Source organism: Agrobacterium salinitolerans, from assembly GCF_027498475.1.
Lineage (GTDB): Bacteria > Pseudomonadota > Alphaproteobacteria > Rhizobiales > Rhizobiaceae > Agrobacterium > Agrobacterium salinitolerans.
In genome coordinates this window covers 399,672-423,494 of record NZ_JAPZLN010000004.1, presented here as the reverse complement: position 1 = coordinate 423,494, position 23,823 = coordinate 399,672, and the positions used below count along the sequence as shown (strand labels likewise).

The following is a 23,823-nucleotide window of genomic DNA, read 5'->3' as shown; positions in this document are numbered from 1 at the left end:
ATTTCTAAAGTATTGAGCGGACGGATATCGAATTGCGAAAAATCCGAAACGCCTATGCTTCTAGTCATATGCAGGCGCTTCGGAATTGCTTTGAAAAAAGCGGAAGCCGTCTCACGCCTCCTTGCGGACGGGACGAGGATCGCCGTTGTCGTCCACCGCGACCATGATGAAGACGGCCTCCGTCACCTTTTCGCGTGAATCCTGATAGTGCCTGCGGGTCCACGCCTCGATCTTCAATGTGACGGAGGTACGGCCGATCTTTTCGATTTTGGTATAGACACACAATGTATCGCCGATCTTGACCGGCTTCTTGAAGACGATCTCATTGACTGCGACGGTGACGGTGCGGCCGCCAGCCACATCATTGGCGCGGACGAAAGCGGCAAGGTCCATCTGCGACATGACCCAGCCGCCGAAAATATCGCCGGCCGGGTTGGCATCGGCGGGCATCGCAAGCGTTCTGAGCGTGAGTTCCATATCGGCAGGCGGTTGCTGGTCCATGTCTCAAAGTCCTTTCACAAGCCTCCCGCTGCCGGACTTAAACAACCGCACCCCATCCGCCAATAGCCGATTTGTCGCGGCAGCCCTTCCAAAACAGCAAGGAATCATAGAGCCGTCGTAAGCTTCGGTTAACCATGATGAGGCACGATTCCAAAAAACGCGAGGGCGTGCGAATGGCCTATGACCGGAGTGGAAACAACGCAATACAGCAGCGCTACGACCGTATTGTCCTGGTGGTCGCCAGCGTCGTCGCCATCAGCCTGGCGACCGGCACATTTGCCCTGCGTTCGCAGGTGGAGCCGGACACCACCCTAAGCCTTGTCAAACAGCCGCGGCTCGCTTCGGATCAATGGCATCTTCGGCTATAGCCCGCTCCGAACAACTCCATAGCCCGACGGCCTATAGCGGAGCGCTGTCTGCCGGGGAGATATTTTCCTTCTGCGCGGTATGGTCGAGATGCGCCACGGCCGGGGCGAGAACCGACAGAAATGTTTCGGAGCGGCCGATATAGATGATCGCCGCACTGTCGATCCCGTTCAGAACTTCCGCCAGCGTATCCTGCGTCTGTTTTTCCAACCCTTCGAGCAAATCATCGATAACGAGGAATTTCGGCTTCAGCAGCAGGGCGTTTGCAACCCGGATGCTGGCCTGCTCGTCTGAATCCAGTTTTTTATCCCAGCGAATGTTTTCATCGAGACGGGACGCCATCTCGCCAAGCCCGCAGGCAGCGAGCGCCGAGATATAATCGGCATCGGCAAAACGCTGGGGAGCGCGCGGATAGGCGAGGATTTCACGCAGCGACCCCGCCGGCAGATAGCCGTGCTGGGCGATGAAAAGCGTGTCAGATTGTTCGGGCATCTCTATCCTGCCCTGTCCCCAGGGCCACAGGCCCGCCATGGCCGCAAAAAGCAGCCTTCGGTTCACGCCCTGCTCGCCATTGATCATCAGTCGTTCGCCCGGCCCGATCGTGACTTCGCTCTCGCGCAGCTGGAAGCCGCGATCCAAATCCTGTCCGCCCGCATCGCGGCAGATCACCACCGACTGGAGCCGGATTTTTTCATTCTCCGCGCTGCGTTGCAGATCGATCGCCAAGCCGTGCTGTTCGACGCTGTCCATCTCGATAAGGGCGTTACGGAACACCGAAACGCGCTGTAACGTGGCCTTCCAGCTGGCAATCGGTCCGAAATTGTCGATGTACCAGCGCAGCGCCGTGTTGACCTGGTTGAACGCACCCACGGCCATCATCAACCCGCCGAATGTCAGATTGCCGGAAAAATAAACGGGAGCTGCGATCAGAATCGGCGCCACCACCGCCAGCCAGCCATATCCCGCCGAAACCCATGTTAGATTTGTCAGGGCCATCGCCAGCCCTCGAATGACGCCAATCACCGCATCAACATCGATACCGATCCGCCGCCTTTCGTTCTTTTCACCGCGCGCAAGGGCAATGGCGGCAAGATTTTCGCTGGCCCGCATCAGCGAGAAGCGAAGCTCCGCTTCTTTGGAGTAACGCTCGGCATTCAGTCCAACCAGCCGATAACCGACGAGATTGCTGAGCAGGGAGGCTGAACCGGCGTAAAATATCGCCGCCCAAACCATGTAGCCGGGGATAGCATAGGTATCGCCGCCGATGGTGACAGCAAAGCCCGCCGAGAGCGACCAGAGGACGCCGATAAAGCTGATGAGCAGGATCGTCGCATTGACGAGCCCGATGGAAAGCGCCGTACTGCTTTCAGCGAGATTGCGGACATCGTCATGCAGGCGCTGGTCGGGGTTGATCGCAATTGTGCCGAAACCGGCAAGACGGGCGGCGCGCCCGGGTTTCAGCCATTGATCCACCATATCCTTGGCAAGACCTTCGCGCATGTTCAGCGCCGTCATCTGGTTCAGCCAGGTCTGGATGACGTTGAGGAGAAGCAACGCCCCCCCGATGATGGCGAAGACCTCCAGCTGGTGAATGAAGGCGGCAAGATCGCGCCGCTCCAGCGCATTGTAAAACGGCGCGTTCCATTCATTGAGCCTGATCTGGCCGTAAGCGGTGAGCAATATTACCGTGAGCAACGCCATCGACAGCAAGATCAGCCGATTGCGCACCGGCGAGGTCCAGAAGGCGCGCCCCATCATGCGCAGCTGCGCGGGAAAATCGAGATCGAAACCCGAAAGATTAGCCGCGCTTTTGCGCTGATCGTCGGTCACCGTTGTTGCCATTCATTCCATTCCGAAACGTCAGTCGGCAAAGAAAGCGGGGCGCGATTCTGCGCCTTTCGTTGCCAAGCAATAACACGCCGTTCAACCTTGTCCACAATCCCGGCGAAATCTCAGCTGCGATGATTGAAAAGCCCAGACAATTCTTCCCACGGGCAAATATCGCGGCTTAACCCAACAATGCTGTCGCTTCCGGAAATGATCCTTGCTTTCTTTTCCTGCATTGCACAAAATCCGGATAATTTCAGAGGGGCGGACAAACCGCATAAGCCGGAAAACCGGGCAAGGCAGATTAATGGCGATCAAAGCGAGCATCTATCATCTGACGCATTATAAATACGACAATCCTGTTCGCCTTGGACCACAGATCATAAGATTAAAGCCCGCCTCGCACTCCAGAACCCGTGTCATCAGCCATTCGCTCAAGGTTTCGCCCTCCAATCACTTCGTGAACCTTCAGCAAGATCCTTACGGCAATTACCTCGCCCGCTTCGTTTTTCCCGAGCCGGCGACGGAATTTAAGATCGAGGTCGATCTTGTCGCCGATATGACGGTTTACAATCCGTTCGATTTCTTTGTGGAGGAAGAGGCGACAAAGTGGCCGTTCGATTATCCGCAGGAATTGCGGGACGATCTCTCCATCTACATGAAGCCGGAACCGACAGGCCCGCTGCTTGCCGCCTTCATGGCCACCGTCGACCGCACGCCGGGGCAACCGACTGTGGACATGGTCGTTGGCCTCAATGCCCGCCTGCAACAGGAGATCGGTTACGTCATCCGCATGGAACCCGGCGTCCAGACGCCGGAGGAGACGCTCGCTTCCGGCAAGGGCTCCTGCCGCGATACGAGCTGGCTGCTCGTGCAGGTTCTGCGGCATCTTGGCCTCGCCGCCCGCTTCGTGTCGGGATATCTCATTCAGCTTACTCCCGATCTCAAGGCGCTGGATGGCCCATCCGGCACCGAAGTGGACTTCACCGATCTTCACGCCTGGGCCGAGGTCTATATGCCCGGCGCCGGCTGGATCGGGCTTGACCCGACCTCCGGGCTTCTGACAGGTGAAAGCCATATTCCGCTGGCCGCGACGCCGCATTATCGCAATGCCGCACCGATTTCCGGCGGTTATTTCGGCCACGCCAATACCGAATTCGCCTTCGACATGCAGGTCCGGCGTGTTGCCGAGACACCGCGTATCACCAAACCCTTTTCGGATGAAAGCTGGGAGGAGCTCAACGCGCTCGGTGAAGCGGTCGACGGCGTTCTGAACAGCCATGACGTCCGGCTGACCATGGGCGGCGAGCCGACCTTCGTTTCCATCGACGATTTCGAATCCGACGAATGGAACACCGGCGCAGTCGGGCCGACAAAGCGTGAAAAGGCCGACGCCCTGATCCGCCGCCTGCGTGAGCGTTTCGCACCGGGCGGCTTTCTGCATTACGGGCAGGGGAAATGGTATCCGGGCGAAACCCTGCCGCGCTGGACCTTTTCGCTCTACTGGCGGAAGGACGGACTGCCGATCTGGCAGAACCCGGCCTTGATTGCGGAGGAAGGCGCAGATACGGGCGTCAAGGCCGAAGATGCACAGAAGCTATTGGGTGGTATAGCCACCCAGCTCGGCATTGAGCCTGATCTGGTGCTGCCAGCCTATGAGGATCCGGCCGAATGGATCATCAAGGAAGGCAGCCTGCCCGACAATGTCGACCCGTCCAATTCCAGACTGAAGGATCCGGAAGAGCGCAACCGTATCGCCCGCGTCTTCGAACGCGGTTTGACGACGCCCACCGGCTACATCCTGCCGGTACAGGCATGGAATGCGCGCGCCGCCGGCGAACGCTGGATCAGCGAAAAATGGAAGACGCGGCGCGGCAAGATTTTTCTCGTTCCGGGCGACAGCCCGGTCGGTTACCGCCTGCCGCTCGGCACCCTGCCCTATGTGCCGCCGTCGGCCTATCCCTATATCCATGAGGCCGACCCTTCTATCCCCAGGGGCCCGCTTCCCGATGTCTTGACGCCCTCCGGTCGCGCCATGCCCGAAGCCTCGTTCCAGGCAAGCGAAGTGGCCGGGCAGGAGCGCATAGAGCAGACGCTTGGTGAAATCGGCGGCGCGGTGCGCACCGCCATGTCAGTGGAACCGCGTGACGGAAGGCTTTGCGTTTTCATGCCGCCGGTCGAGCGCATCGAGGATTATCTCGAACTGATCGCGGCAGCGGAAGCGGCTGCCACAGAGCTTGGACTGCCCGTCCATATCGAGGGTTATGCACCGCCGCATGACGAACGCCTCAATGTTATCCGCGTCGCGCCCGATCCCGGTGTGATCGAGGTCAACATCCACCCCGCTTCGAGCTGGAAAGATTGCGTCAATATCACCACGGCAGTCTATGAGGAGGCGCGCCAGTCGCGTCTCGGCGCCGACAAATTCATGATCGACGGCCGCCATACCGGCACCGGCGGCGGCAATCATGTGGTTGTCGGTGGGGCAAACCCTAATGACAGCCCCTTCCTGCGCCGGCCCGATCTTCTCAAAAGCCTCGTGCTGCACTGGCAGCGGCATCCCTCACTCTCCTACCTCTTTTCCGGCCTGTTCATCGGCCCCACAAGTCAGGCGCCGCGCATCGACGAGGCCCGCCACGACAGTCTCTACGAACTGGAAATTGCGCTGGCGCAGGTGCCTGCCCCCGGTGAGGGCGTTCCACCTCTGCCATGGCTGGTCGACCGGCTGTTCCGCAATCTGCTGACGGATGTGACGGGTAACACCCACCGGGCCGAAATCTGCATCGACAAGCTGTTTTCACCCGACGGGCCGACCGGGCGCCTCGGACTGGTGGAATTTCGCGGTTTCGAAATGCCGCCGAACGCGCGCATGTCGCTTGCCCAGCAATTGCTGGTGCGCGCCCTCATCGCCCGCTTCTGGAAAAATCCGGCCGCCGGCAAATTCGTGCGCTGGGGTACGGCGCTCGCCGACCGCTTCATGCTGCCGCATTATATCTGGGCGGATTTTCTCGATGTGCTTGCGGACCTCAGAGAAAACGGTTTCGACCTCAAGCCGGAATGGTTCACCGCCCAGCAGGAATTCCGTTTCCCCTTCTTCGGCGAGGTGGAATACGAGGGTGCGAAGCTTGAGCTGCGCCAGGCGCTGGAACCCTGGCATGTGATGGGCGAACAGGGCGCGATCGGCGGCACCGTGCGTTTTGTCGACAGCTCCGTGGAGCGCCTGCAGGTGCGGCTGGAAACCTCCAACCCTTCTCGTTACACCGTCGCTTGCAACGGACGCGCCGTGCCGATGACACCAACGGAAAACCGCAGTGTCGCGGTGGCCGGCGTGCGCTTCAAGGCGTGGCAGCCCTCTTCCGGCCTGCATCCCGTCCTGCCCGTCAATTCACCCTTGACCTTTGACATTTATGATACATGGTCGAGGCGATCGATCGGCGGATGCATCTATCATGTTGCTCATCCGGGCGGGCGCAATTACGAGACGTTTCCCGTCAACGGCAATGAGGCCGAGGCACGCCGCCTCGCCCGTTTCGAACCATGGGGGCATACGGCCGGGCAATATCCGCTGATGGCGGAAACCGTGTCGCCAGAATTTCCGCTGACGCTCGATCTGCGTCGGCCTTACGGAGTGTAAATTGTCCAAAGCCCCGGCAACGGAACGCAAGACGGAAACAGGCGCGCAACCACGCGGGCTTGAATATTCCCCCTTGCCGGGCGTTGCCGACGAAATGCTCGATACCAATGGCAAGGTCAGGCCGGTCTGGAAGACCCTGCTCGACGCCCTGTCGCGCATGTCGGAACGGGAATTGCACGAGCGCTTTGCCCGCACCGACCGCTATCTGCGCGACGCCGGCGTGTTCTACCGCGACTACGGCAAGGGCAGCAGCGAAAGAAACTGGCCGATCTCGCATATTCCGGTCCTGATCGACGACAGGGAATGGACGGTACTTTCCGAAGGACTGAAGCAGCGCGCCAATCTTCTCGAAGCCATGGTTGCCGATTTTTACGGCGAGAACCGGCTGGTGAAGGAAGGTTATGTGCCGCCAGCGCTGATTGCCTCCAATCCGGAATTTCTAAGGCCCATGGTCGGCGTGAAACCGGCAACCGGCCACTATCTGCATTTCTGTTCCTTCGAGATCGGCCGCGGACCTGACGGCAACTGGTGGGTACTGGCTGACCGCACGCAGGCACCGTCCGGCGCCGGTTTTGCTCTCGAAAACCGGGTGGCGACCACTCGCGCGCTTTCCGATATCTATGCGGAAACCCATGTCCACCGTCTCGCCTCGTTTTTCGGTGCTTTCCGCGACGCGCTGCAGGCGCAAAGAAAGTACCCCGATGACCGGATCGCCGTGCTGACGCCCGGTCCCGCCAACGAAACCTATTTCGAACACGCCTATATCGCCCGTTATCTCGGCTTCATGTTGCTGGAAGGCGAGGACCTCACCGTCGTCAACGGCCGCGTCATGGTCAGAACCGTGGCCGGGCTAAAACCGATCGGCGTTCTGTGGCGGCGTCTCGACGCCTCCTATTCCGACCCTCTGGAACTCAACCAGCACTCCCATATCGGCACGCCCGGCATGGTGCAGGCGCTGCGCAATGAGGCGCTCACCATCGTCAACGCGCTCGGCAGCGGCATTCTCGAAACCAGGGCGCTGCTCGCCTTCATGCCGCGCATCTGCCGCCACATTCTGGGCGAGGAGCTGAAACTGCCATCCATCGCCACCTGGTGGTGCGGTCAGGAAGCCGAACGCCGCCATGTCGCCGGCAATATCGAAGGCATGGTCATCGGGCCTGCCTATTCCCGGCTTCCCTTCTTCGACGACAACGGCCAGTCCGTGCTCGGCTCTTCCCTGAGAGAAACTGCAAAGGAATCGATCAGCGACTGGCTTACCTCCGACGGCCACAGGCTGGTGGGCCAGGAAGTGGTGAAGCTCTCAACCACCCCGGCCTATATCGACAACAAGCTCGTGCCGCGCCCGATGAGCCTTCGCGTTTTTGCTGCGCGCACCCAGGACGGCTGGCAGATCATGCCGGGCGGCTTCGCACGGATCGGCAGCGGCGACGATGTGTCTGCCATCGCCATGCAATCGGGCGGCAGCGCTGCCGATGTCTGGATCGTCAGCGACAGACCTGTGGAGCGCACCACGCTTCTGCCGGCGGAAGAGAGCTTCACCCGCAATATGCCGGGCAGCCTGCCGAGCCGCGCAGCCGACAATCTGTTCTGGCTCGGGCGTTATATCGAGCGTTCGGAAGGCGCCCTGCGCATCCTGCGCGCCTGGCACGGGCGTTATGCCGAATCCGCCGATCCGCGCCAGCCGCTGCTCGCGCATGTGACACGCTATCTCGAAACGCTCGATGTGGAGATGAACGATGCCGTGCCGGAAAGCCTGCTGAACAACATCAACAGCGCGCTTTATTCCGCCAGCAACATTCGCGACCGCTTTTCGCCGGACGGGTGGCTGGCGCTGAACGACCTTGCCAAGACCGCCCGCCGTTTCCACGCGAAAGTGGCCCCCGGCGACGACGCTACCCATGCCATGACGATCCTTTTGCGCAAGCTTGCAGGCTTTGCCGGTCTCGTGCACGAAAACATGTATCGCTTCACCGGCTGGCGTTTCCTGTCGATCGGCCGTTACCTGGAGCGCGGCCTGCATATGACGCGTCTTCTCGGCCATATGACCGGCCCGGACGCGCCTGACGGCTCCTATGACATGCTGCTTGAAATCGGCGACAGCGTCATGACCCATCGCCGCCGCTACAACGTCAATACGGCCGGCCTGACCGTGACCGATCTTCTGGCGCTCGACCCGCTCAATCCCCGCTCGATCCTGTTCCAGCTGAACGAGATCCGCACCGAGGTGGAGCAGCTTCCAAACGCCTTCGTCAACGGTCAGATGTCGCCCTTCTACCGCGAGGCGATGCGCCTGCATTCCGGGCTTGCGGTCATGACGCCGGAAAACATGAACGGCGCGATCTATCGCCAGCTCGAAACCGACATGGAACATCTCTCCGATGTTCTGGCCCGGACCTATCTCGGATAATCCTATGCTTTACGATCTTTCCCTGCATATGGGTTACACTTATGACACGCTGGCCCACGGCGCGCGCCACATCATCCGCGTTCTCCCGCTCTCCATCCCCGGCCGGCAGCGGCTTGTCGCCGGCTCCATCGATGTTTCGCCTGTGCCGGAAGAACGTGCCACCTTCGAGGATTTCTTTCATCAATCGGCCACGTCAGTGCATCTGCGCGCACCGCATGAGAAGCTGGATATCCGCATGCAGGCCCGCGTGATGGTGGAGGCGCCGGCGCTGACGGCGGATTTCTCGCCCGAGCTTTCCCGCCTGCCGCAGGACCTGGCAGATGTCTGGTCGCTCGATTTCCAGTCGCCGCACCACTTCATCGGTGCGAGCCCGAGGATCGGAATGGACGCAACAATATCCGCCTATGCCCGGGAATTGCTGAAACCCGGAATGACCATTCGCGAGATCGCGCTCTCTCTATGCAAACGCATCCACAAGGACTTTACCTATGACGGCGAGGCGACGACCGTCGATACGACGCCATCGGAAGCCTTCAAGCTGAAGCGCGGCGTGTGCCAGGATTTTTCGCATATCATGATCATGGCGCTGCGCAGCCTCGGCATTCCCGCCGGTTATGTCAGCGGTTTCCTGCGCACCATTCCGCCACCGGGCAAGGAACGGCTTGAAGGCGCCGATGCAATGCATGCCTGGGTTCGCGTCTGGTGCGGAGAAGCGGCCGGTTACCTGGAACTCGATCCCACCAATGATATCGTCGCCGGAAGCGACCATATCGTTGTCGGTTACGGCCGGGACTATTCCGATGTCGCCCCGGTGATCGGTGTCTTGAAGAGCTATGGCAACCAGCAGATAAAACAGGCCGTCGACGTCATCCCCGTCCAATAATGACACGATGTGTATTATTGCGGCCATCGCGCCAGACAATTCTTGAAAATACTTCGAAAACTGCTCCAATGTGAACACTGTGTAAAATTGAACCGATCACGTTAGCGGATTTTACATCGTTTGCGGCTTTTCTGTGCTCAGTCGAATATTCTAATCTGTGAGCCCGTCATGACCGCCTCTGCACATCAAAAACCCAAGCGCCGTTTTCTTGCCGATACCAGCGGCAATTTCGGCATGATGACGGCCATCCTGCTGCCGGTCCTGCTGGGTTTTGCCGGCGCCGGCATGGAGTTGGCGAATGTGATGCAGGTGAAAGCGGATATGCAGAATACCGCGGATTCGGCGGCCCTTGCGGCGGCGACCGAGGCCCGTTTGAAAATGGGCGATATGACGGACGAGCAGATCAAGGAAATCGCCAAGAACTTCATCGCCGCCCAGATGGAAAAGAGCCTGACCGAGGAAGAGAAAAAGGAACTGGAGCAGAATTCTCCGACCAGCATTGCGACGACGGAAAATGCCCGCGGCAAGACCTACACCGTCGAGACCACGATCAACCGTCGGATAGAACTCAATCCGCTCCTGGGATTCATTGGCGCAAAAACGCTCGATCTTTCGGTCACCGGCACCGCAAAAAGCACCGTCAACAAGGGCGCACCGATCTCCATGTATCTGGCACTTGACCGTTCCGGTTCGATGTCATTCAAGACGGATACCATCAATACCGCAAAAAAATCGTGCCCGGTTTATACGGCAGACAATTGGGGTAGCAGCGAAGCGAGGGCCACATCCAGCCCTTGCTACATCAACAAGGCCACCTCGCTCAAAACGGCCGTTGGGTTCCTCGTCGCAACATTGAACAAGGCTGACCCGACCTACACGGCTAACGGCGGTTCAGAGCTCGTCCGAACAGGCGCCTCGGTCTATACGCATGAGACCTATGCGGCCCAGCCCATCAGCTGGGGTACGGGCAGCGTTGTCAGCTACGTTGACAAGCAAATCCCGGAATTCCCTACCGGAGGCACAGATGCCCGCAGCAGCCTGAACGCCGCTTATAACGCCCTTAAAAAATCCAACACCACCGAAGCGAAAGCACATAAAGACAAAGGCAGTGAATCGTTCGAGCGCTACATTGTTCTCATGACCGACGGCGAAATGACGGGCAACAGCGCCTCGTGGAACTCCAGCATCGACCAGTCGGTACGCACCACCTGCGAGACCGCCAAGAAAGACGGGATCAAGATTTTCAGCGTCGCCTTCATGGCGCCGGACAGGGGCAAGTCGCTGTTGCAATATTGTGCATCGAGCGCTGACAATTATTACGCGCCGGAAAACATGGAACAGATCGTCACAGCCTTTGGCGAAATCGCCCGCAAGGCTGCCGGCAGCATGGCCACGCTTACCAACTGATTCTGTTTCCGGAGCGGCTTCTCCGGAGCATCTTGTCGGCTGCATGGCTGACACGACACGTCCGGCAGGTGACAGCGGCGGCGGCCCGTGGCATAGGAGGGCCGCTCCCATTCACAGGCCCTGTCATGATCCGCATCGAAAACATCAGCAAGTCGAACAGTCACCGCATTCTCTATATCGAGGCTTCCGCCGCGCTCAATCGCGGCGAGAAGATCGGCCTTGTCGGCCCGAATGGCGCCGGCAAGACCACGCTGTTCCGGATGATCACCGGCGAAGAGCAGCCCGACGAGGGCCAGGTCGTCGTTGAAAAGGGCATGACGGTCGGTTATTTCGATCAGGATGTCGGTGAAATGTCCGGCCGCTCGGCCGTCGCGGAAGTCATGGAAGGGGCAGGCCCCGTCAGCGAAGTGGCGGCGGAGCTTCGGGAACTGGAAGCCGCCATGTCCGACCCCGACCGGATGGACGAGATGGACGCCATCATCGAACGTTACGGCGAAGTGCAGGCGCGTTATGAGGAGCTGGACGGCTACGCGCTGGAAGGCCGTGCGCGTGAGGTGTTGGATGGCTTGAGCTTCAGCCAGGAAATGATGGACGGCGATGTTTCCAAGCTTTCCGGCGGCTGGAAGATGCGCGTGGCGCTTGCCCGTATTCTTCTCATGCGCCCTGACGTGATGCTGCTCGACGAACCGTCGAACCATCTCGATCTCGAAAGCCTGATCTGGCTCGAAGACTTCCTGAAGAACTACGACGGCGCGCTGCTTATGACCTCGCATGACCGCGAATTCATGAACCGCATCGTCACCAAGATCATCGAAATCGATGCCGGCAATCTCACCACCTATTCCGGTGACTACGGCTTTTACGAGCAGCAGCGCGCGCAGAACGAAAAGCAGCAGCAGGCGCAGTTCGAGCGCCAGCAGGCTATGCTCGCCAAGGAAATCAAGTTCATCGAACGCTTCAAGGCCCGCGCTTCGCACGCCTCGCAGGTGCAGAGCCGTGTGAAGAAACTCGAGAAGATTGACCGCGTCGAGCCGCCAAAACGGCGTCAGACGGTTGCTTTCGAATTTGCGCCCGCTCCTCGCTCAGGCGAGGATGTCGTGGCGCTGAAGAAGGTCAACAAGACCTATGGCAGCCGCACGATCTACGACGAGCTCGATTTCATGGTGCGGCGCAAGGAACGCTGGTGCATCATGGGCATCAACGGCGCCGGAAAATCGACGCTGCTGAAGCTGGTGACCGGCACGGCGGAACCGGATTCCGGCAATGTCACCCTCGGCGCCAGCGTCAAGCTCGGCTATTTCGCCCAGCATGCCATGGATGTGCTTGATGGCGACAGCACCATTCTCGAATGGCTGGAGGAGCGTTTTCCGAAGGCGGGGCAGGCGCCGTTGCGCGCCCTTGCCGGCTGTTTCGGCTTTTCCGGCGACGACGTGGAAAAACGTTGCCGTGTTCTTTCCGGCGGCGAAAAGGCCCGCCTCGTCATGGCCGCCATGCTGTTCGATCCGCCGAACTTCCTCGTGCTGGACGAGCCGACCAACCATCTAGATCTCGACACCAAGGAAATGCTGATCAAGGCTCTGTCAAATTATGAAGGCACGATGCTGTTCGTTTCGCACGACCGCCATTTCCTGGCCGCACTTTCGAACCGGGTGCTGGAACTGACGCCTGACGGTATCCACCAATATGGCGGCGGCTATACCGAATATGTCGAAAGCACGGGACAGGAGGCACCGGGTCTTCGCAGCTAAGATATCTGCCGGACGCATCGCCCTGTCACGGCAGCTTTCGTTTGGAGACTGGAGAAACAGATGCGGATCGTGGTCTACAGCGCCAAACCCTATGACAGGCAGTTCCTTGACGCTGCAGCCCACGCTGACATGCGGATGCTATATTGCGAAGCACGTCTGTCTCCAGAGACAGTTGCGCTGGCGGAGGGAGCGGCGGCGATCTGCGCCTTTGTTAATGACGACCTGTCGCGGCCCGTGCTTGAAAAGCTTGCGGAAATGGGTGTCCGGCTCATCGCCCTGCGCTGCGCCGGTTTCAATCAGGTCGATCTCGCCGCCGCCGAAAAGCTCGGCCTGACCGTTGCGCGCGTGCCAGCCTATTCGCCCTATGCGGTCGCCGAACACACCATGGCGCTCATCCTGTCGCTCAACCGCAAGATCCACCGCGCCTATAACCGTGTCCGCGAAGGAAACTTCGCCCTCGATGGCCTGCTTGGCTTCGATCTTCACGGGAAGACCGTCGGCATTGTCGGCACGGGCAAGATCGGGGCGATTTTCGCGCGCATTGCGGCCGGCTTCGGCTGCCGTCTCGTCGGCCACGATCTACGGCCAAATCCGGATTGCGAGGCGCTGGGCATGGTCTACGTCACGCGCGAGGAGCTGTTCCGAACATCGGACATTTTGGCGCTGATGTGCCCGCTCACACCGGAGACCCGTCACCTTATTCGTGGAGAGACGCTGCCGCTTCTGAAAAAGGGCGTGATGCTCGTCAATACCAGCCGCGGCGCCATCATCGACACGCAGGCGGCAATTGCAGGCCTGAAAGACGGCACGATCGGCAGTCTCGGCATCGATGTCTATGAAGAAGAGGCCGATCTCTTTTTCGAGGATCTTTCCAACGAGGTGCTGCGCGACGATGTTTTCGCGCGACTGCTGACCTTTCCAAATGTTCTGGTCACCGGTCATCAGGGCTTCTTCACGCAGGAGGCGCTCAAAAATATCGCGGACACCACGATCGGCAATATCGAGAGCTTTTTCAGGACCGGCAGGGCGTTGCATGCCGTTTCCACGGAACAGTTTGCTGGCCCGGCCTAGTGTCTCCGGTCAGAATCGGGAAGATTTTTAGTACCATTCTGCGCCTCCTCTGCATGAGGGCGGGTAAAATTGGTATGATCATTGAGTTTTAATGAAATTCATCATACATATTTGACAGGCTCCACGCCTGCCTCGATTTCAATGCATGGTGACCGACGTGCCTGAACAGCAAAAACAGCGCAGCAAATCCTCCGGTTCTCTGGTGAGCAGAGTTAGCCTCAGCCTGAGAAACGCGATTGCCTCCGGGCAATATGGGCCCGGCGACCGCCTGCCCAGCGAGATCGAGATGACGGAAACCCATGGCGTCAGCCGCACCGTCGTGCGCGAGGCGGTGACGGCGCTACGCTGCGACGGACTGGTGGAGGTGCGTCAGGGAGCGGGCATTTTCGTACTGAAGCATGAAAAGGACACGTCACCCACACCCGGTGTTGACCGCGCCCGGCTTTCTTCCGATCTGGAGGTGCTGGAAATCAGGACGCCGCTTGAAATCGAAGCGGCGGGGCTCGCCGCCCTCCGCCGCTCGCCATCGCAGGAGGAAGCGATTTTCGACTGTCACGCCCGGCTTCTGCAATGTATCGAGGAGAACCGCTCCATTCGTGAGGCGGATCTGGCGCTGCATCTTGCCATTGCGGCCGCCACCAACAATCCGCTTTTCACACAGTTCCTCGAACTGCACGGCCAGACAGTGATTCCACAATCGCGCGTGGTTTCCGAAACCGGCGAGAACGACCAGACAGCTTACCGGCGATTGATCCACAAGGAGCACGAGGCAATCGTCATCGCCATATCGGACCGGAACGAACAAGCCGCAAAGCTGGCGATGCAAGCGCATCTGCGCGGCAGCCAGCACCGTTACCGCGACATGATGCGCGACATGCGCGGCATCGCACACAGCTAAAGGATTTCACGTAAACCCGGGTCGTAGCTTTGTGTTCTGAAAGGCGCGATCAGGGGCTACGGCGCTTCCCGCAGATCCGCCCCCCAGACCTCGATCTGCGTCAGCGCGGGAAAGGGCGAAGGGTCGTCCGCTTTTTTAAGATCATGCAGACGGATCCACTCCACCCGGCGCGGCACAACCGGGAAGGTTTGGGCCACACCGGTTTTCTGCAGGGAAAAGCTCGCACTTTCGCCGTCGGAAAAAGTGACGCTCGCTTTTTCCCACCAGGCATCGTGTGGGAAGTCTGCCCGCAGGTAAAAAGTCAGCTGGTCGATAAGGACTGCGCGGCCGAATACGAGGGTCAGCGAAGCTTCGGGATCGCGGTTGATGCCCCAGCTTGTATAGGGCCAGAAGCCGTGGCCCGCGCTCGCCTTTTCACCATCGATAACATTGCGGGCTGCGAAGGCCGCCTCCCCACGCGTTTCCGTGCTCGCATAAACGTGCGGAAACAGCGAGGTGTTCTCATGATCGTCAAACGGGTTGAGCGCCAGATTCCTGCGAACTCCAATTTCACCGGCAAGTGTGCGGCGCGCGGCGATCCTGTGAAGATTGCCGCTGAACGCCTGCGGCGGATAGGATTTGCGTTTCGCCGCGGAAGGAATGGGCAGGGTGAATTCATTTCCGTGCAGGAAAACCAGCGTCGGCTGCATGCCGGCGTCGAGCGCAAGCCAGATATGACCGGGCTGTGAAATCTCAACGACAATCCTGTCACCCTCGCAATATTCTGCGCGATAAACGAGCAGAGCTTCGTCCTCCGCTTCGGCTTTCGCCAGAACATCACCCAGCGCATTGACGACCTTGAGTGTAAGTTTCATCGGCACTTCCTTAACTGATCGTCAGGCACAGACGCTGGGCTGCGATGGGGATGAGAATGCGATAGATTACCGGGGGCCAGGACTGGCGAAGGCGGGCATCGTCGATTGTTATGGCTTCGATTGCGGGTTCTCCCGCGCCTTCGCAGGCTATCTCTCCCAGCCCCGCAAAGTTCAGGACACCCGGCGTGACAGCGGGCTTTTCGGCAACCATCAGCGACAGAACCGCCTCCTGCCCGCCGTGATAGTCGTCAACGACTTCCACATGGCTGCCACGCAGCAATCGGACGCGGCGACGATAGTGTTCAACACGCGCCATGGCGGGATAGGCCCTGGCTATGTCAAAAGAGACTTCCGCCTGCTCTTCGGAAAATTCGGTCGCAAAATCTGTCGCGGCAAACTCTGCCCCGGCAGCCTGCATGACGCCGCCGAAAGTCGGCAGATTGTGAAAGGCCGATTGCATCGTCCAGATGTCGTAGCGTTGCGGTGAGAAGGTTTTTGCGGTGTAGGCTTCCACCCCGACATCGATGATGAACGGTCGGCCGTTCTTATAAAGCGTGAAACTGCCGACATCGTTGTGATTGTGGCTCTCACCATTATTACCCGCCTTAACGGCAAGATCGAAAACCCCGTCGCGGGCAATCGCCAGACCGATACCGGGATAGGCGATATCGATCTTTGCCGGTTCCGCCGGGACAGGCGCGGACAATTCCGGGATGGCGAGAACTGCCTGGACCCGATACCAGAGATTCCACTCCTTGCACATCATCCGGTCCGGTGAGCGGTTCCAGCAGGCGGCAGCGAAAGCCTGAAGCGGTAGCGAAGAAACGGCCCTGCCGAAGAGATATTCCCGCACGCCGGATGTCTCGACCTTCGCCGGCGCATCGGCGAAGTTGAAGAACCGGTCTTCCGCCACGTGCATGTTGAGAATGAATTCGGCCATGCTGCGCAGCTTCGGCGCATGAAAGAGCGACGCCATGAAGCCCGGCGCAGAGGCTTCGAGAATGCTCATCGCCCCGAACAGGCAAAGCGCCGCATGGCCATAATAAAGAACGCCCTCTTCGCAGGCGCCGTCTTCCGCATAATCCTTTTGAAACGCATCGAGACTCTTGAGCGCCTTTTCCACGACCGCACGCCTCGTCGACTGGTCTATGGGCAATAGCAGGGTCGAGAGAAGGACGTTCTGGGTGATCCAGGCCGTCCAGTTGTTCATCCGTTCGTCGCCATTTCCCATCCACCAGAAATGCCGGGCGAGATAGGGCTTCGTGATACGCCTGTCGATCTCGGCGCGGATGCGGAAAACAAGGTTTGCATTCGCTCTTTCCAGTTCCGGAGCCAGCAAATGCAGGCACAAAGCGAGATTGGCGCCCGTTTCGGCGGCGAACAGGTCGATCACCGGGTTCTGCGGATCGGGCAGAGAATCTCGCGGGCCGCCGCGAATATGGGAATTATGGGCGGGCAATTGCCAGCCGCTTTCCTCGCATATCAGCCAAAGACCATCGATGATGGCATCGAGAAAGCGACCCTGCCCCTCGGCGCATTCTCCAAGAACCAGCGCGTTCAGCTTCAGTCTTCGGGAAAAATAAAGCGCCTCGAAACGATCGCGATTGCCGGTGCGGCTATATTCCCGGTAGTCGCCCGCCAGAATTGTGGACCAAGGTTCGTCAAGCGTCTGCTCCGCCGCCTCGATGAGACCACGGGAAACCGCGCCCGGCGCTGAAGACCGTATTTTCTGCGCCGTCAGTTCCGCGCCGAAATCGGCGAACCGCTCTGGCAGAAAACGCATCCTTTCGACAAACACGCCCTCAAACCTCCCGCGCGTTCCGCAATCCGATACGGGCCTCCTATCATACGTATTTTCGAAAAACCAGAAAATTTGTCTGACTTTATTCAAAGTTGTTTGACCAATATCGATATTGTGTTATCCAGAGCGCGGGAGGCGGCAGGGCGAAGACCTGGACCGCAATGGAACATGCAGGCAGCCGCCACCGATTAAGCGGTGAAACGGCGGCAATGGGAGATATGCTGTGGCAATCGCAACCGCGACCATGTCCGACAAGCAGGCGACTCCGTATCGCAGGAAAAAACGCCGCATCGTCTCCAAACGGCGGCGCGGAATAGAAAATGCGCTCGTCGCCTATTCCTTCATTGCGCCCAATTTTCTCGGATTTGCGATTTTCACGCTCGGACCGATCCTCTTTGCCTTTGCGTTGGCCTTCATGCATTGGGACGGCTCCAATGCCATGCGTTTTGCCGGTCTCGATAATTTCTGGCGGCTTTTCGAGGATAAGGCCTTCATCGCGGCCTTCTGGAACACGGTCATCTACACCGTCGCGTCAGTGCCGGCCACGCTCGCCTGCGCACTCGGTCTCGCGATTCTGCTTAACCAGAAAATCCTCGGCCGCAATTTCTTTCGCACGGCCATGTTCTTTCCCTATGTCGCATCATTGGTCGCCGTGGCCGTCGTCTGGAACATGATTTTCAATCCGGAGATGGGTCCGGTCAACATGCTGCTCTATACGCTCGGCCTCGATCCCGCCGACATGCCGGGATGGGCGGCGGACCGGCACTGGGCCATGGTCACGGTCATTCTCTTCGGCGTCTGGAAGAGCATGGGATATTACATGGTCATCTATCTCGCCGGGCTGCAGGGCATCAACTCGGAGCTTTATGAAGCCGCGGGGCTAGATGGCGCCAATGCCTGGCAGAAATTCATCCACGTCACCCTGCCACAGCTTGCGCCGACGACCTTTTTCGTCACCGTTATGCTGACGATCCAGTCCTTCAAGGTTTTCGATCAGGTCTATATGATCACGCAGGGCGGTCCCGGCACCTCGACGCTCGTTCTCGTCTACCACATCTACAATGAGGCCTTCATTTCCTGGGATCTCGGCTATTCCAGCATGATCGCGCTCGTCCTGTTCTTCCTGGTCTTGGTGGTCACCATCGTCCAGTTCAAACGGCAGCGGGAGGATTGATCCATGCGCATCATGGGCCGCAAAATCCCCGCCGCCACGATCGGCATCTATCTGACCGTCATCGTCGTCACCGTCGTCATGCTTTTGCCCTTCGCATGGATGCTGTCGGCGTCGCTGAAACTCAGCCGCGATGTCTTCGCGTTCCCGATCGAGTGGATACCCTCCCAGCCCCGTTGGGAAAACTATGTGGAAATCTGGACGAAAATCCCGCTGGCGCTGTTCATCTACAACACGTCGAAGCTGACGATCATCGTCACGCTACTGCAATTGCTGACCTCAAGCTTCGCGGCCTACGCCTTCGCCAAGCTGCATTTTCCCTACAAGAATACGCTGTTTCTCGGCTATATCGCCACCATCGCCATGCCCTGGCAGGTCTATATGGTGCCGCAGTTTCTGCTGATGCGTGAATTCGGGCTCAACAACACCCATCTCGCGCTGATTTTCCTGCAGGCCTTCACCGCCTTCGGCGTCTTCCTGATGCGGCAGTTCTACATGTCTATCCCGAACGAGCTTTGCGAGGCGGCGCGCATCGACGGCATGAACGAGTACCAGATCTGGGCGAAGATCATGCTGCCGCTTTCCAAACCGGCGCTTTCCACCTTGACGATCTTCACCTTCGTCACGACCTGGAACGATTTTCTCGGGCCGATGATCTATCTCACCAAGACCGAGCTGAAGACCATCCAGATCGGTCTTCGCATGTTCATTTCGCAATATTCGGCGGAATACGGGCTGATCATGGCCGCCTCGGTGGTGGCGCTCATCCCGGTTCTCGTCGTTTTCCTGGCATTGCAGCGCTTCTTCGTCGAAGGCGTCGCCTCCACCGGCCTCAAGGGTTGATTTCATGCTCGATTTGACCACGTCCCTTCCAACCCCGATCACCGCAGCGGAAATCGACGTAGCGCTGACGGCCGCCGTCGCGCAGGTCAGGCGCAATCTGCCTGAGTTCACCTATGCCGCGCAGAACCATTCGAGCGTGAAGAATTTTTACCCCGCAGTGGCCAACGACCAGTGGACCGCCGGTTTCTGGCCCGGCCAGATATGGCTCGCCTTCGAACATACCGGCGACAGGACCTTTCAGCATGCGGCGCAAATACAGGTGCAGAGCTTCCTGCACCGTATCGAAAAGCGCATCGAGACCGATCATCACGATATGGGCTTTCTCTACTCGCCCTCCTGCATCGCCGCATGGAAACTGGTGGCCGATGAGGATGGAAGACGCGCGGCGCTGATGGCGGCGGACCAGTTGATGGAACGGTTCCAGCCGGTCGGGCAATTCATCCAGGCCTGGGGCCGCAGGGACAATCCCAACGAATATCGCTACATTATCGACTGCCTTTTGAACCTGCCGCTGCTTTATTGGGCGAGCCGTGAAACAGGCCGGGAAGACTACCGCACCGTGGCGCTTGCCCATGCCCGCACCACACTTGCCCATTCCGTCCGGCCGGACGATTCCACCTATCATACATTTTACATGGACCCGGAGACCGGCGCGCCGGTGCGCGGTGTGACCAAGCAGGGTTACAGCGACGAGAGTTACTGGGCCCGTGGACAGGCCTGGGGCATCGCCGGCATGGCCATTTCCTATCGTTATGAGCGTCTGCCCGCCTATCGCGACACCTTCGAGCGGCTTCTCGCCTTCTATCTTAAACGCCTGCCCGATGATCTCGTACCCTATTGGGACCTGATTTTTGCGGATGGCGATGGCGAACCGCGCGACAGCTCGGCGGCGGCCATCGTCGCCTGCGGCCTGCTGGAAATGGCGGAGCTGGAAACGCCGGAAAAGGCCGCGGAATATCGCGACCTGGCAAGGCGCATGATGAAAAGCCTCGCCGATCTCTATTCGGTTCGCGATCCCGCGATCTCCAACGGGCAGCTTCTGCACGGCACCTATTCCAAGAAGACGCCCCACAACACCTGCCGGGGCGAAGGCGTCGATGAGTGCGTCTCCTGGGGCGATTATTATTATCTGGAAGCGCTGATCCGGCTTTCGCGCAACTGGTCTTCCTATTGGTGAGCGCGAGGCACAGATGGCTAGCATTTCCCTGAAAAAACTCAACAAGACCTTCGGCGCGCTCAAGGTCGTTCACGATATCGATCTGGATATTGCCGACAAGGAATTCATCATTCTGGTCGGCCCTTCCGGGTGCGGAAAATCCACGACGCTCAGGATGATCGCCGGGCTGGAGGAAATCTCCGGCGGTGAGTTGCGCATCGGCGAGGACGTGATGAACGATGTGCCCTCCAAGGACCGCGACATCGCCATGGTGTTCCAGAACTATGCGCTTTACCCGCATATGACGGTCTACAAGAACATGGCCTTCGGTCTGGAACTCAGAAAGGCGCCGCGCCATCTCATCGACACCAAGGTCAAGGATGCAGCGAAAATTCTCGACATCACCCATCTCTTGAACCGAAAGCCGAAAGCGCTTTCCGGCGGCCAGCGCCAGCGTGTCGCGCTTGGCCGCGCCATGGTGCGCAATCCGGAAGTCTTTCTGCTCGATGAGCCGCTTTCCAATCTCGACGCCAAGCTGCGCGGAACGATGCGGTCGGAAATCTCCAAACTGCACAAACGGCTCGACGCCACCTTCATTTACGTCACCCACGATCAGGTGGAAGCCATGACCATGGCGGACCGCATCGTGGTGATGAAGGATGGCCATATCCAGCAAGTGGATACGCCGCAAAATCTCTACGACCGACCGATCAACATGTTCGTCGCGGGCTTCATCGGCGCGCCGCAGATGAACATGCTGCCGGTAACGCTACGCCGCGACGGCGACCGCTTCACCGCCCTGTTCGACGGCGCTTCCTTGCCACTGCCGGCAGGCATCGATACCGCACGCCTGCACCCATATGAAGGAAAGGACATCGTTCTCGGCATCCGCCCGGAAAACTTCCACGAATTCGCCCCGGCGGATATCGACGCCGCCAATGTCGCACCCTTCCGGGCGACGGTGGAACTGGCGGAGCCGATGGGATCGGAGGTGCATCTCAACCTCGTCTCCGGCGGGCGAAACCTCGTCGCGCGCGTCTCACCGCGTTTCAGGGCGAAGATCGGCGATCCCGTCGAACTGGTGGCGGATCTGACGAATGCACAGCTTTTCGATCCCGCCACCGAGCGATCGATCCTTTATTGAGGCGACGGGGAGAAACGCGATGCAATGGCTGGAAGGCTTATGGACAAGGGAAGGGGCCGGGATCGACAAGAACGCCCCGCCGCTTACCGGCGTTGCCCTGTTCCTCGATATCGTCAAGCGCGAATGGTGGGAGATGGTGAAGCTCAACCTCCTGTTCATCATCGCCAGCCTGCCGGTGGTGACGATGCCAGCGGCGATGCTGGCCACGGCCCGCATCTCAGTTTCCTTCGCAAATGACGAGAATACCTATCTGCTGCGCGACTTTCTCGAGGCCTTGCGGAAGTTCGCTCTTCGCGGCACCGCACTTGTGGTTTTGAGCGCGCTGCTGGTGAGCGCCGGTGTTTACGCGACTGTCAGCTATGCCGGGGCCGCCCGGCTTCAGCTCGTTTATAGCCTGCCCTTTACGATCAGTCTGGCAGTGACGCTGCTTCTCATCCTTCTCAGCGCCTACGCCATTGTTCTCATGGCGAAACAGGACTTGCTGCTTGGAGAAACGCTGCGGCAGGCGGCATTTTCCGCACTCATCAGACCGTTGCCGATGCTGGCGGCGCTCGGCTTCGTCACAGCGCTGTGGATCGCACACATCCTCTTTTATCCGGTGTCGGTGTTCATGCCGGCCACCATCAATTTTTCGCTCGGCATGTTCGCCCTGTGTTTCGCAGCGAGAAACGCTGCAGCGAAAACACGCGCGCGGATGCCCGAACCGGCGGGGAGCGGCGCTTAAGGCAGACTAAAATCAAAACGACATCAGTCAGGGAAGGAGAAACGGGCTATGGAGTTTAAGACAACCAGACGTGCATTTGCTCTCGCAACCGCCGGTCTCGGCATTGCGATCGGCATGGGAGGAACGGCGCTTGCTGCGGGCGATGCGCCCGTCACGCTTAAATGGGCGCTTTGGGATTTGGACAAGGGCGCTTATTTCAAACCCTTGATGGAGGCCTACAAGCAGAAACATCCGAATGTGACGTTCGAGGTGGTCGACCTCGGCTCGCAGGACTATACGCAGATGATATCCACTCAGCTGACCGGCGGCTCCAAGGATATCGACGTCGTCACCATCAAGGACGTGCCCGGCTACGCCAATCTGGTGCGCGCCGGCAACATCACCGATCTCAGCGGCTTCATCAAGGACCAGAAGATCGAGACGGCGCCCTATGGCGGCCTGATCGAGGAACTGACCATCGACGGCAAGATTTACGCCCTGCCGTTCCGCTCGGATTTCTGGGTGGTCTATTACAACAAGGATATTTTCGACAAGGCCGGCGTGCCCTACCCCACCAATGACATGAGCTGGGCGCAGTTCGATGAAATCGCCGGCAGGCTGAAGGGTGGCATGGGCGCCAACCGCACCTACGGCGCGCTGCTGCACACCTGGCGTTCGACGGTGCAGCTGCCCGGTATTCAGGACGGCAAGCACACGCTGGTGGACGGTAATTATGAATTCCTGAAACCCTGGTATGAGCGTGCGCTTGCCCTGCAAAAGAGCGGCGCGATACCGTCCTACGCCTCGCTGAAAACCTCGAATACCCATTATTCCGCTCTTTTCTTCAACGGAACGATCGGCATGCTGCCCATGGGCACATGGTTTGTCGGCACCCAGATTGCCAAGGTGAAATCCGGCGAGTCGAAAAGCGCCAACTGGGGCATCGTGAAGTTCCCCCATCCGGATGGTGTGCCGGCAGGGGCGACGGCCGCGCAGATTGCAGGATTGTCGGTCAATGCCAATTCCGACCACAAGGAAGCGGCGCTGGATTTCATCCACTTCGTTACCGGACCTGAGGGTGCGGCGATCATCGCCTCCACCGGCACTTTCCCTGCGCTCAGAACCGATGATGTGGCCGAGAAGATCGCAGCACTGCCGGGCTTCCCGCAGGATCAGAACAGCAAGGACGCGCTGCAGGCGGGCAAGGCCTATCTGGAAATGGCGGTCAACCCGAATGCGGCCAAGATCGAAGTTGTGCTGAACCGCGTGCATGATGCGCTGATGACCGACAATATCTCCATCGATGATGGCATCAAGGACATGAATGACGGCGTCAAGGCCATTAAATAATTGCCCCAGGGCCGCGGGCGATGAGCCTGCGGCCCTTCCTTCGATCATGAATTCCGGAT

General features: G+C 59.2%; 18 protein-coding genes. 14 read left to right on the top strand and 4 right to left on the bottom strand.

Going from position 1 to position 23,823, the window contains the following annotated elements:
- Positions 1 to 111 precede the first annotated feature (111 nt).
- The gene (locus O9X91_RS17145) at positions 112 to 501 is read right to left on the bottom strand and encodes an acyl-CoA thioesterase (protein WP_035260778.1); all 390 of its coding nucleotides are present in this window, start codon (positions 499 to 501) and stop codon (positions 112 to 114) included.
- A gap of 173 nt (positions 502 to 674) precedes the next feature.
- On the opposite strand from O9X91_RS17145, the gene O9X91_RS17140 reads away from it, so the two are divergent.
- On the top strand, positions 675 to 869 hold the full coding sequence (locus tag O9X91_RS17140; protein ID WP_269834333.1) for a hypothetical protein: 195 nt from the start codon (positions 675 to 677) through the stop codon (positions 867 to 869).
- Positions 870 to 900: 31 nt separating this feature from the next.
- Here the strand turns inward: O9X91_RS17140 and O9X91_RS17135 are convergent, their stop codons facing one another.
- Positions 901 to 2,709 carry an ABC transporter ATP-binding protein/permease gene (locus O9X91_RS17135; protein WP_077984717.1) on the bottom strand — a complete coding sequence of 603 codons (1,809 nt, stop codon included), beginning with the start codon at positions 2,707 to 2,709 and terminating at the stop codon, positions 901 to 903.
- A gap of 292 nt (positions 2,710 to 3,001) precedes the next feature.
- Here O9X91_RS17135 and O9X91_RS17130 point away from each other — a divergent pair, with 292 nt between their 5' ends.
- The 7 genes from O9X91_RS17130 (at position 3,002) to O9X91_RS17100 (ending at position 14,742) form a co-directional block, all read left to right on the top strand.
- Positions 3,002 to 6,328 (top strand): transglutaminase family protein, encoded by a 3,327-nt coding sequence (locus O9X91_RS17130; protein WP_142913374.1) that lies wholly within the window; start codon positions 3,002 to 3,004, stop codon positions 6,326 to 6,328.
- 1 nt (position 6,329) lies between these two features.
- Entirely contained in the window at positions 6,330 to 8,735 is a 2,406-nt protein-coding gene (locus O9X91_RS17125; protein WP_142913373.1) for a circularly permuted type 2 ATP-grasp protein, read from the top strand.
- A gap of 4 nt (positions 8,736 to 8,739) precedes the next feature.
- Positions 8,740 to 9,618: a transglutaminase family protein gene (locus O9X91_RS17120; RefSeq protein WP_077984714.1), complete on the top strand. Its 879-nt coding sequence runs from the start codon at positions 8,740 to 8,742 to the stop codon at positions 9,616 to 9,618.
- A 168-nt stretch (positions 9,619 to 9,786) separates the two neighbouring features.
- Positions 9,787 to 11,025, top strand: a complete 1,239-nt coding sequence (locus O9X91_RS17115; RefSeq protein WP_137412556.1) for a vWA domain-containing protein — start codon at positions 9,787 to 9,789, stop codon at positions 11,023 to 11,025.
- 125 nt (positions 11,026 to 11,150) lie between these two features.
- Entirely contained in the window at positions 11,151 to 12,773 is a 1,623-nt protein-coding gene (locus O9X91_RS17110) for an ABC-F family ATP-binding cassette domain-containing protein (RefSeq protein ID WP_077984712.1), read from the top strand.
- A 60-nt stretch (positions 12,774 to 12,833) separates the two neighbouring features.
- The gene (locus O9X91_RS17105) at positions 12,834 to 13,844 is read left to right on the top strand and encodes a 2-hydroxyacid dehydrogenase (RefSeq protein ID WP_142913372.1); all 1,011 of its coding nucleotides are present in this window, start codon (positions 12,834 to 12,836) and stop codon (positions 13,842 to 13,844) included.
- A gap of 145 nt (positions 13,845 to 13,989) precedes the next feature.
- The gene (locus O9X91_RS17100) at positions 13,990 to 14,742 is read left to right on the top strand and encodes a FadR/GntR family transcriptional regulator (RefSeq protein WP_077984710.1); all 753 of its coding nucleotides are present in this window, start codon (positions 13,990 to 13,992) and stop codon (positions 14,740 to 14,742) included.
- 56 nt (positions 14,743 to 14,798) lie between these two features.
- Here O9X91_RS17100 and O9X91_RS17095 read toward each other — a convergent pair whose 3' ends face one another.
- A complete protein-coding gene (locus O9X91_RS17095; protein ID WP_137412558.1) occupies positions 14,799 to 15,596 on the bottom strand; it encodes a carbohydrate-binding protein in 798 nt (265 codons plus the stop codon).
- A gap of 10 nt (positions 15,597 to 15,606) precedes the next feature.
- Complete coding sequence (locus O9X91_RS17090; protein WP_142913371.1) at positions 15,607 to 17,394, bottom strand: heparinase II/III domain-containing protein; 1,788 nt, start codon at positions 17,392 to 17,394, stop codon at positions 15,607 to 15,609.
- A 247-nt stretch (positions 17,395 to 17,641) separates the two neighbouring features.
- On the opposite strand from O9X91_RS17090, the gene O9X91_RS17085 reads away from it, so the two are divergent.
- The 6 genes from O9X91_RS17085 to O9X91_RS17060 are packed head-to-tail and all read left to right on the top strand — an operon-like array spanning position 17,642 to position 23,764.
- The gene (locus tag O9X91_RS17085; protein WP_202048328.1) at positions 17,642 to 18,571 is read left to right on the top strand and encodes a carbohydrate ABC transporter permease; all 930 of its coding nucleotides are present in this window, start codon (positions 17,642 to 17,644) and stop codon (positions 18,569 to 18,571) included.
- Positions 18,572 to 18,574: 3 nt separating this feature from the next.
- Positions 18,575 to 19,411 carry a carbohydrate ABC transporter permease gene (locus O9X91_RS17080; RefSeq protein WP_142913370.1) on the top strand — a complete coding sequence of 279 codons (837 nt, stop codon included), beginning with the start codon at positions 18,575 to 18,577 and terminating at the stop codon, positions 19,409 to 19,411.
- A 4-nt stretch (positions 19,412 to 19,415) separates the two neighbouring features.
- Entirely contained in the window at positions 19,416 to 20,588 is a 1,173-nt protein-coding gene (locus O9X91_RS17075; RefSeq protein WP_142913369.1) for a glycoside hydrolase family 88 protein, read from the top strand.
- A gap of 13 nt (positions 20,589 to 20,601) precedes the next feature.
- Positions 20,602 to 21,711: an ABC transporter ATP-binding protein gene (locus O9X91_RS17070; RefSeq protein ID WP_137412562.1), complete on the top strand. Its 1,110-nt coding sequence runs from the start codon at positions 20,602 to 20,604 to the stop codon at positions 21,709 to 21,711.
- Positions 21,712 to 21,730: 19 nt separating this feature from the next.
- Positions 21,731 to 22,435 carry a YesL family protein gene (locus O9X91_RS17065; protein ID WP_142913368.1) on the top strand — a complete coding sequence of 235 codons (705 nt, stop codon included), beginning with the start codon at positions 21,731 to 21,733 and terminating at the stop codon, positions 22,433 to 22,435.
- Between the two features lie 48 nt (positions 22,436 to 22,483).
- Positions 22,484 to 23,764, top strand: a complete 1,281-nt coding sequence (locus O9X91_RS17060) for an ABC transporter substrate-binding protein (RefSeq protein WP_142913367.1) — start codon at positions 22,484 to 22,486, stop codon at positions 23,762 to 23,764.
- Positions 23,765 to 23,823: the final 59 nt, after the last annotated feature.

Bases quoted from the DNA above. Each gene is read 5' to 3' on its own strand.
- O9X91_RS17110 (WP_077984712.1), top strand. From the start codon at position 11,151: ATGATCCGCATCGAAAACATCAGCAAGTCGAACAGTCACCGCATTCTC.
- O9X91_RS17115 (WP_137412556.1), top strand. From the start codon at position 9,787: ATGACCGCCTCTGCACATCAAAAACCCAAGCGCCGTTTTCTTGCCGAT.
- O9X91_RS17070 (WP_137412562.1), top strand. From the start codon at position 20,602: ATGGCTAGCATTTCCCTGAAAAAACTCAACAAGACCTTCGGCGCGCTC.
- O9X91_RS17060 (WP_142913367.1), top strand. From the start codon at position 22,484: ATGGAGTTTAAGACAACCAGACGTGCATTTGCTCTCGCAACCGCCGGT.
- O9X91_RS17095 (WP_137412558.1), bottom strand. From the start codon at position 15,596: ATGAAACTTACACTCAAGGTCGTCAATGCGCTGGGTGATGTTCTGGCG.
- O9X91_RS17065 (WP_142913368.1), top strand. From the start codon at position 21,731: ATGCAATGGCTGGAAGGCTTATGGACAAGGGAAGGGGCCGGGATCGAC.
- O9X91_RS17085 (WP_202048328.1), top strand. From the start codon at position 17,642: ATGTCCGACAAGCAGGCGACTCCGTATCGCAGGAAAAAACGCCGCATC.
- O9X91_RS17075 (WP_142913369.1), top strand. From the start codon at position 19,416: ATGCTCGATTTGACCACGTCCCTTCCAACCCCGATCACCGCAGCGGAA.
- O9X91_RS17145 (WP_035260778.1), bottom strand. From the start codon at position 501: ATGGACCAGCAACCGCCTGCCGATATGGAACTCACGCTCAGAACGCTT.
- O9X91_RS17135 (WP_077984717.1), bottom strand. From the start codon at position 2,709: ATGGCAACAACGGTGACCGACGATCAGCGCAAAAGCGCGGCTAATCTT.
- O9X91_RS17140 (WP_269834333.1), top strand. From the start codon at position 675: ATGGCCTATGACCGGAGTGGAAACAACGCAATACAGCAGCGCTACGAC.
- O9X91_RS17080 (WP_142913370.1), top strand. From the start codon at position 18,575: ATGCGCATCATGGGCCGCAAAATCCCCGCCGCCACGATCGGCATCTAT.
- O9X91_RS17100 (WP_077984710.1), top strand. From the start codon at position 13,990: ATGGTGACCGACGTGCCTGAACAGCAAAAACAGCGCAGCAAATCCTCC.
- O9X91_RS17120 (WP_077984714.1), top strand. From the start codon at position 8,740: ATGCTTTACGATCTTTCCCTGCATATGGGTTACACTTATGACACGCTG.
- O9X91_RS17105 (WP_142913372.1), top strand. From the start codon at position 12,834: ATGCGGATCGTGGTCTACAGCGCCAAACCCTATGACAGGCAGTTCCTT.
- O9X91_RS17130 (WP_142913374.1), top strand. From the start codon at position 3,002: ATGGCGATCAAAGCGAGCATCTATCATCTGACGCATTATAAATACGAC.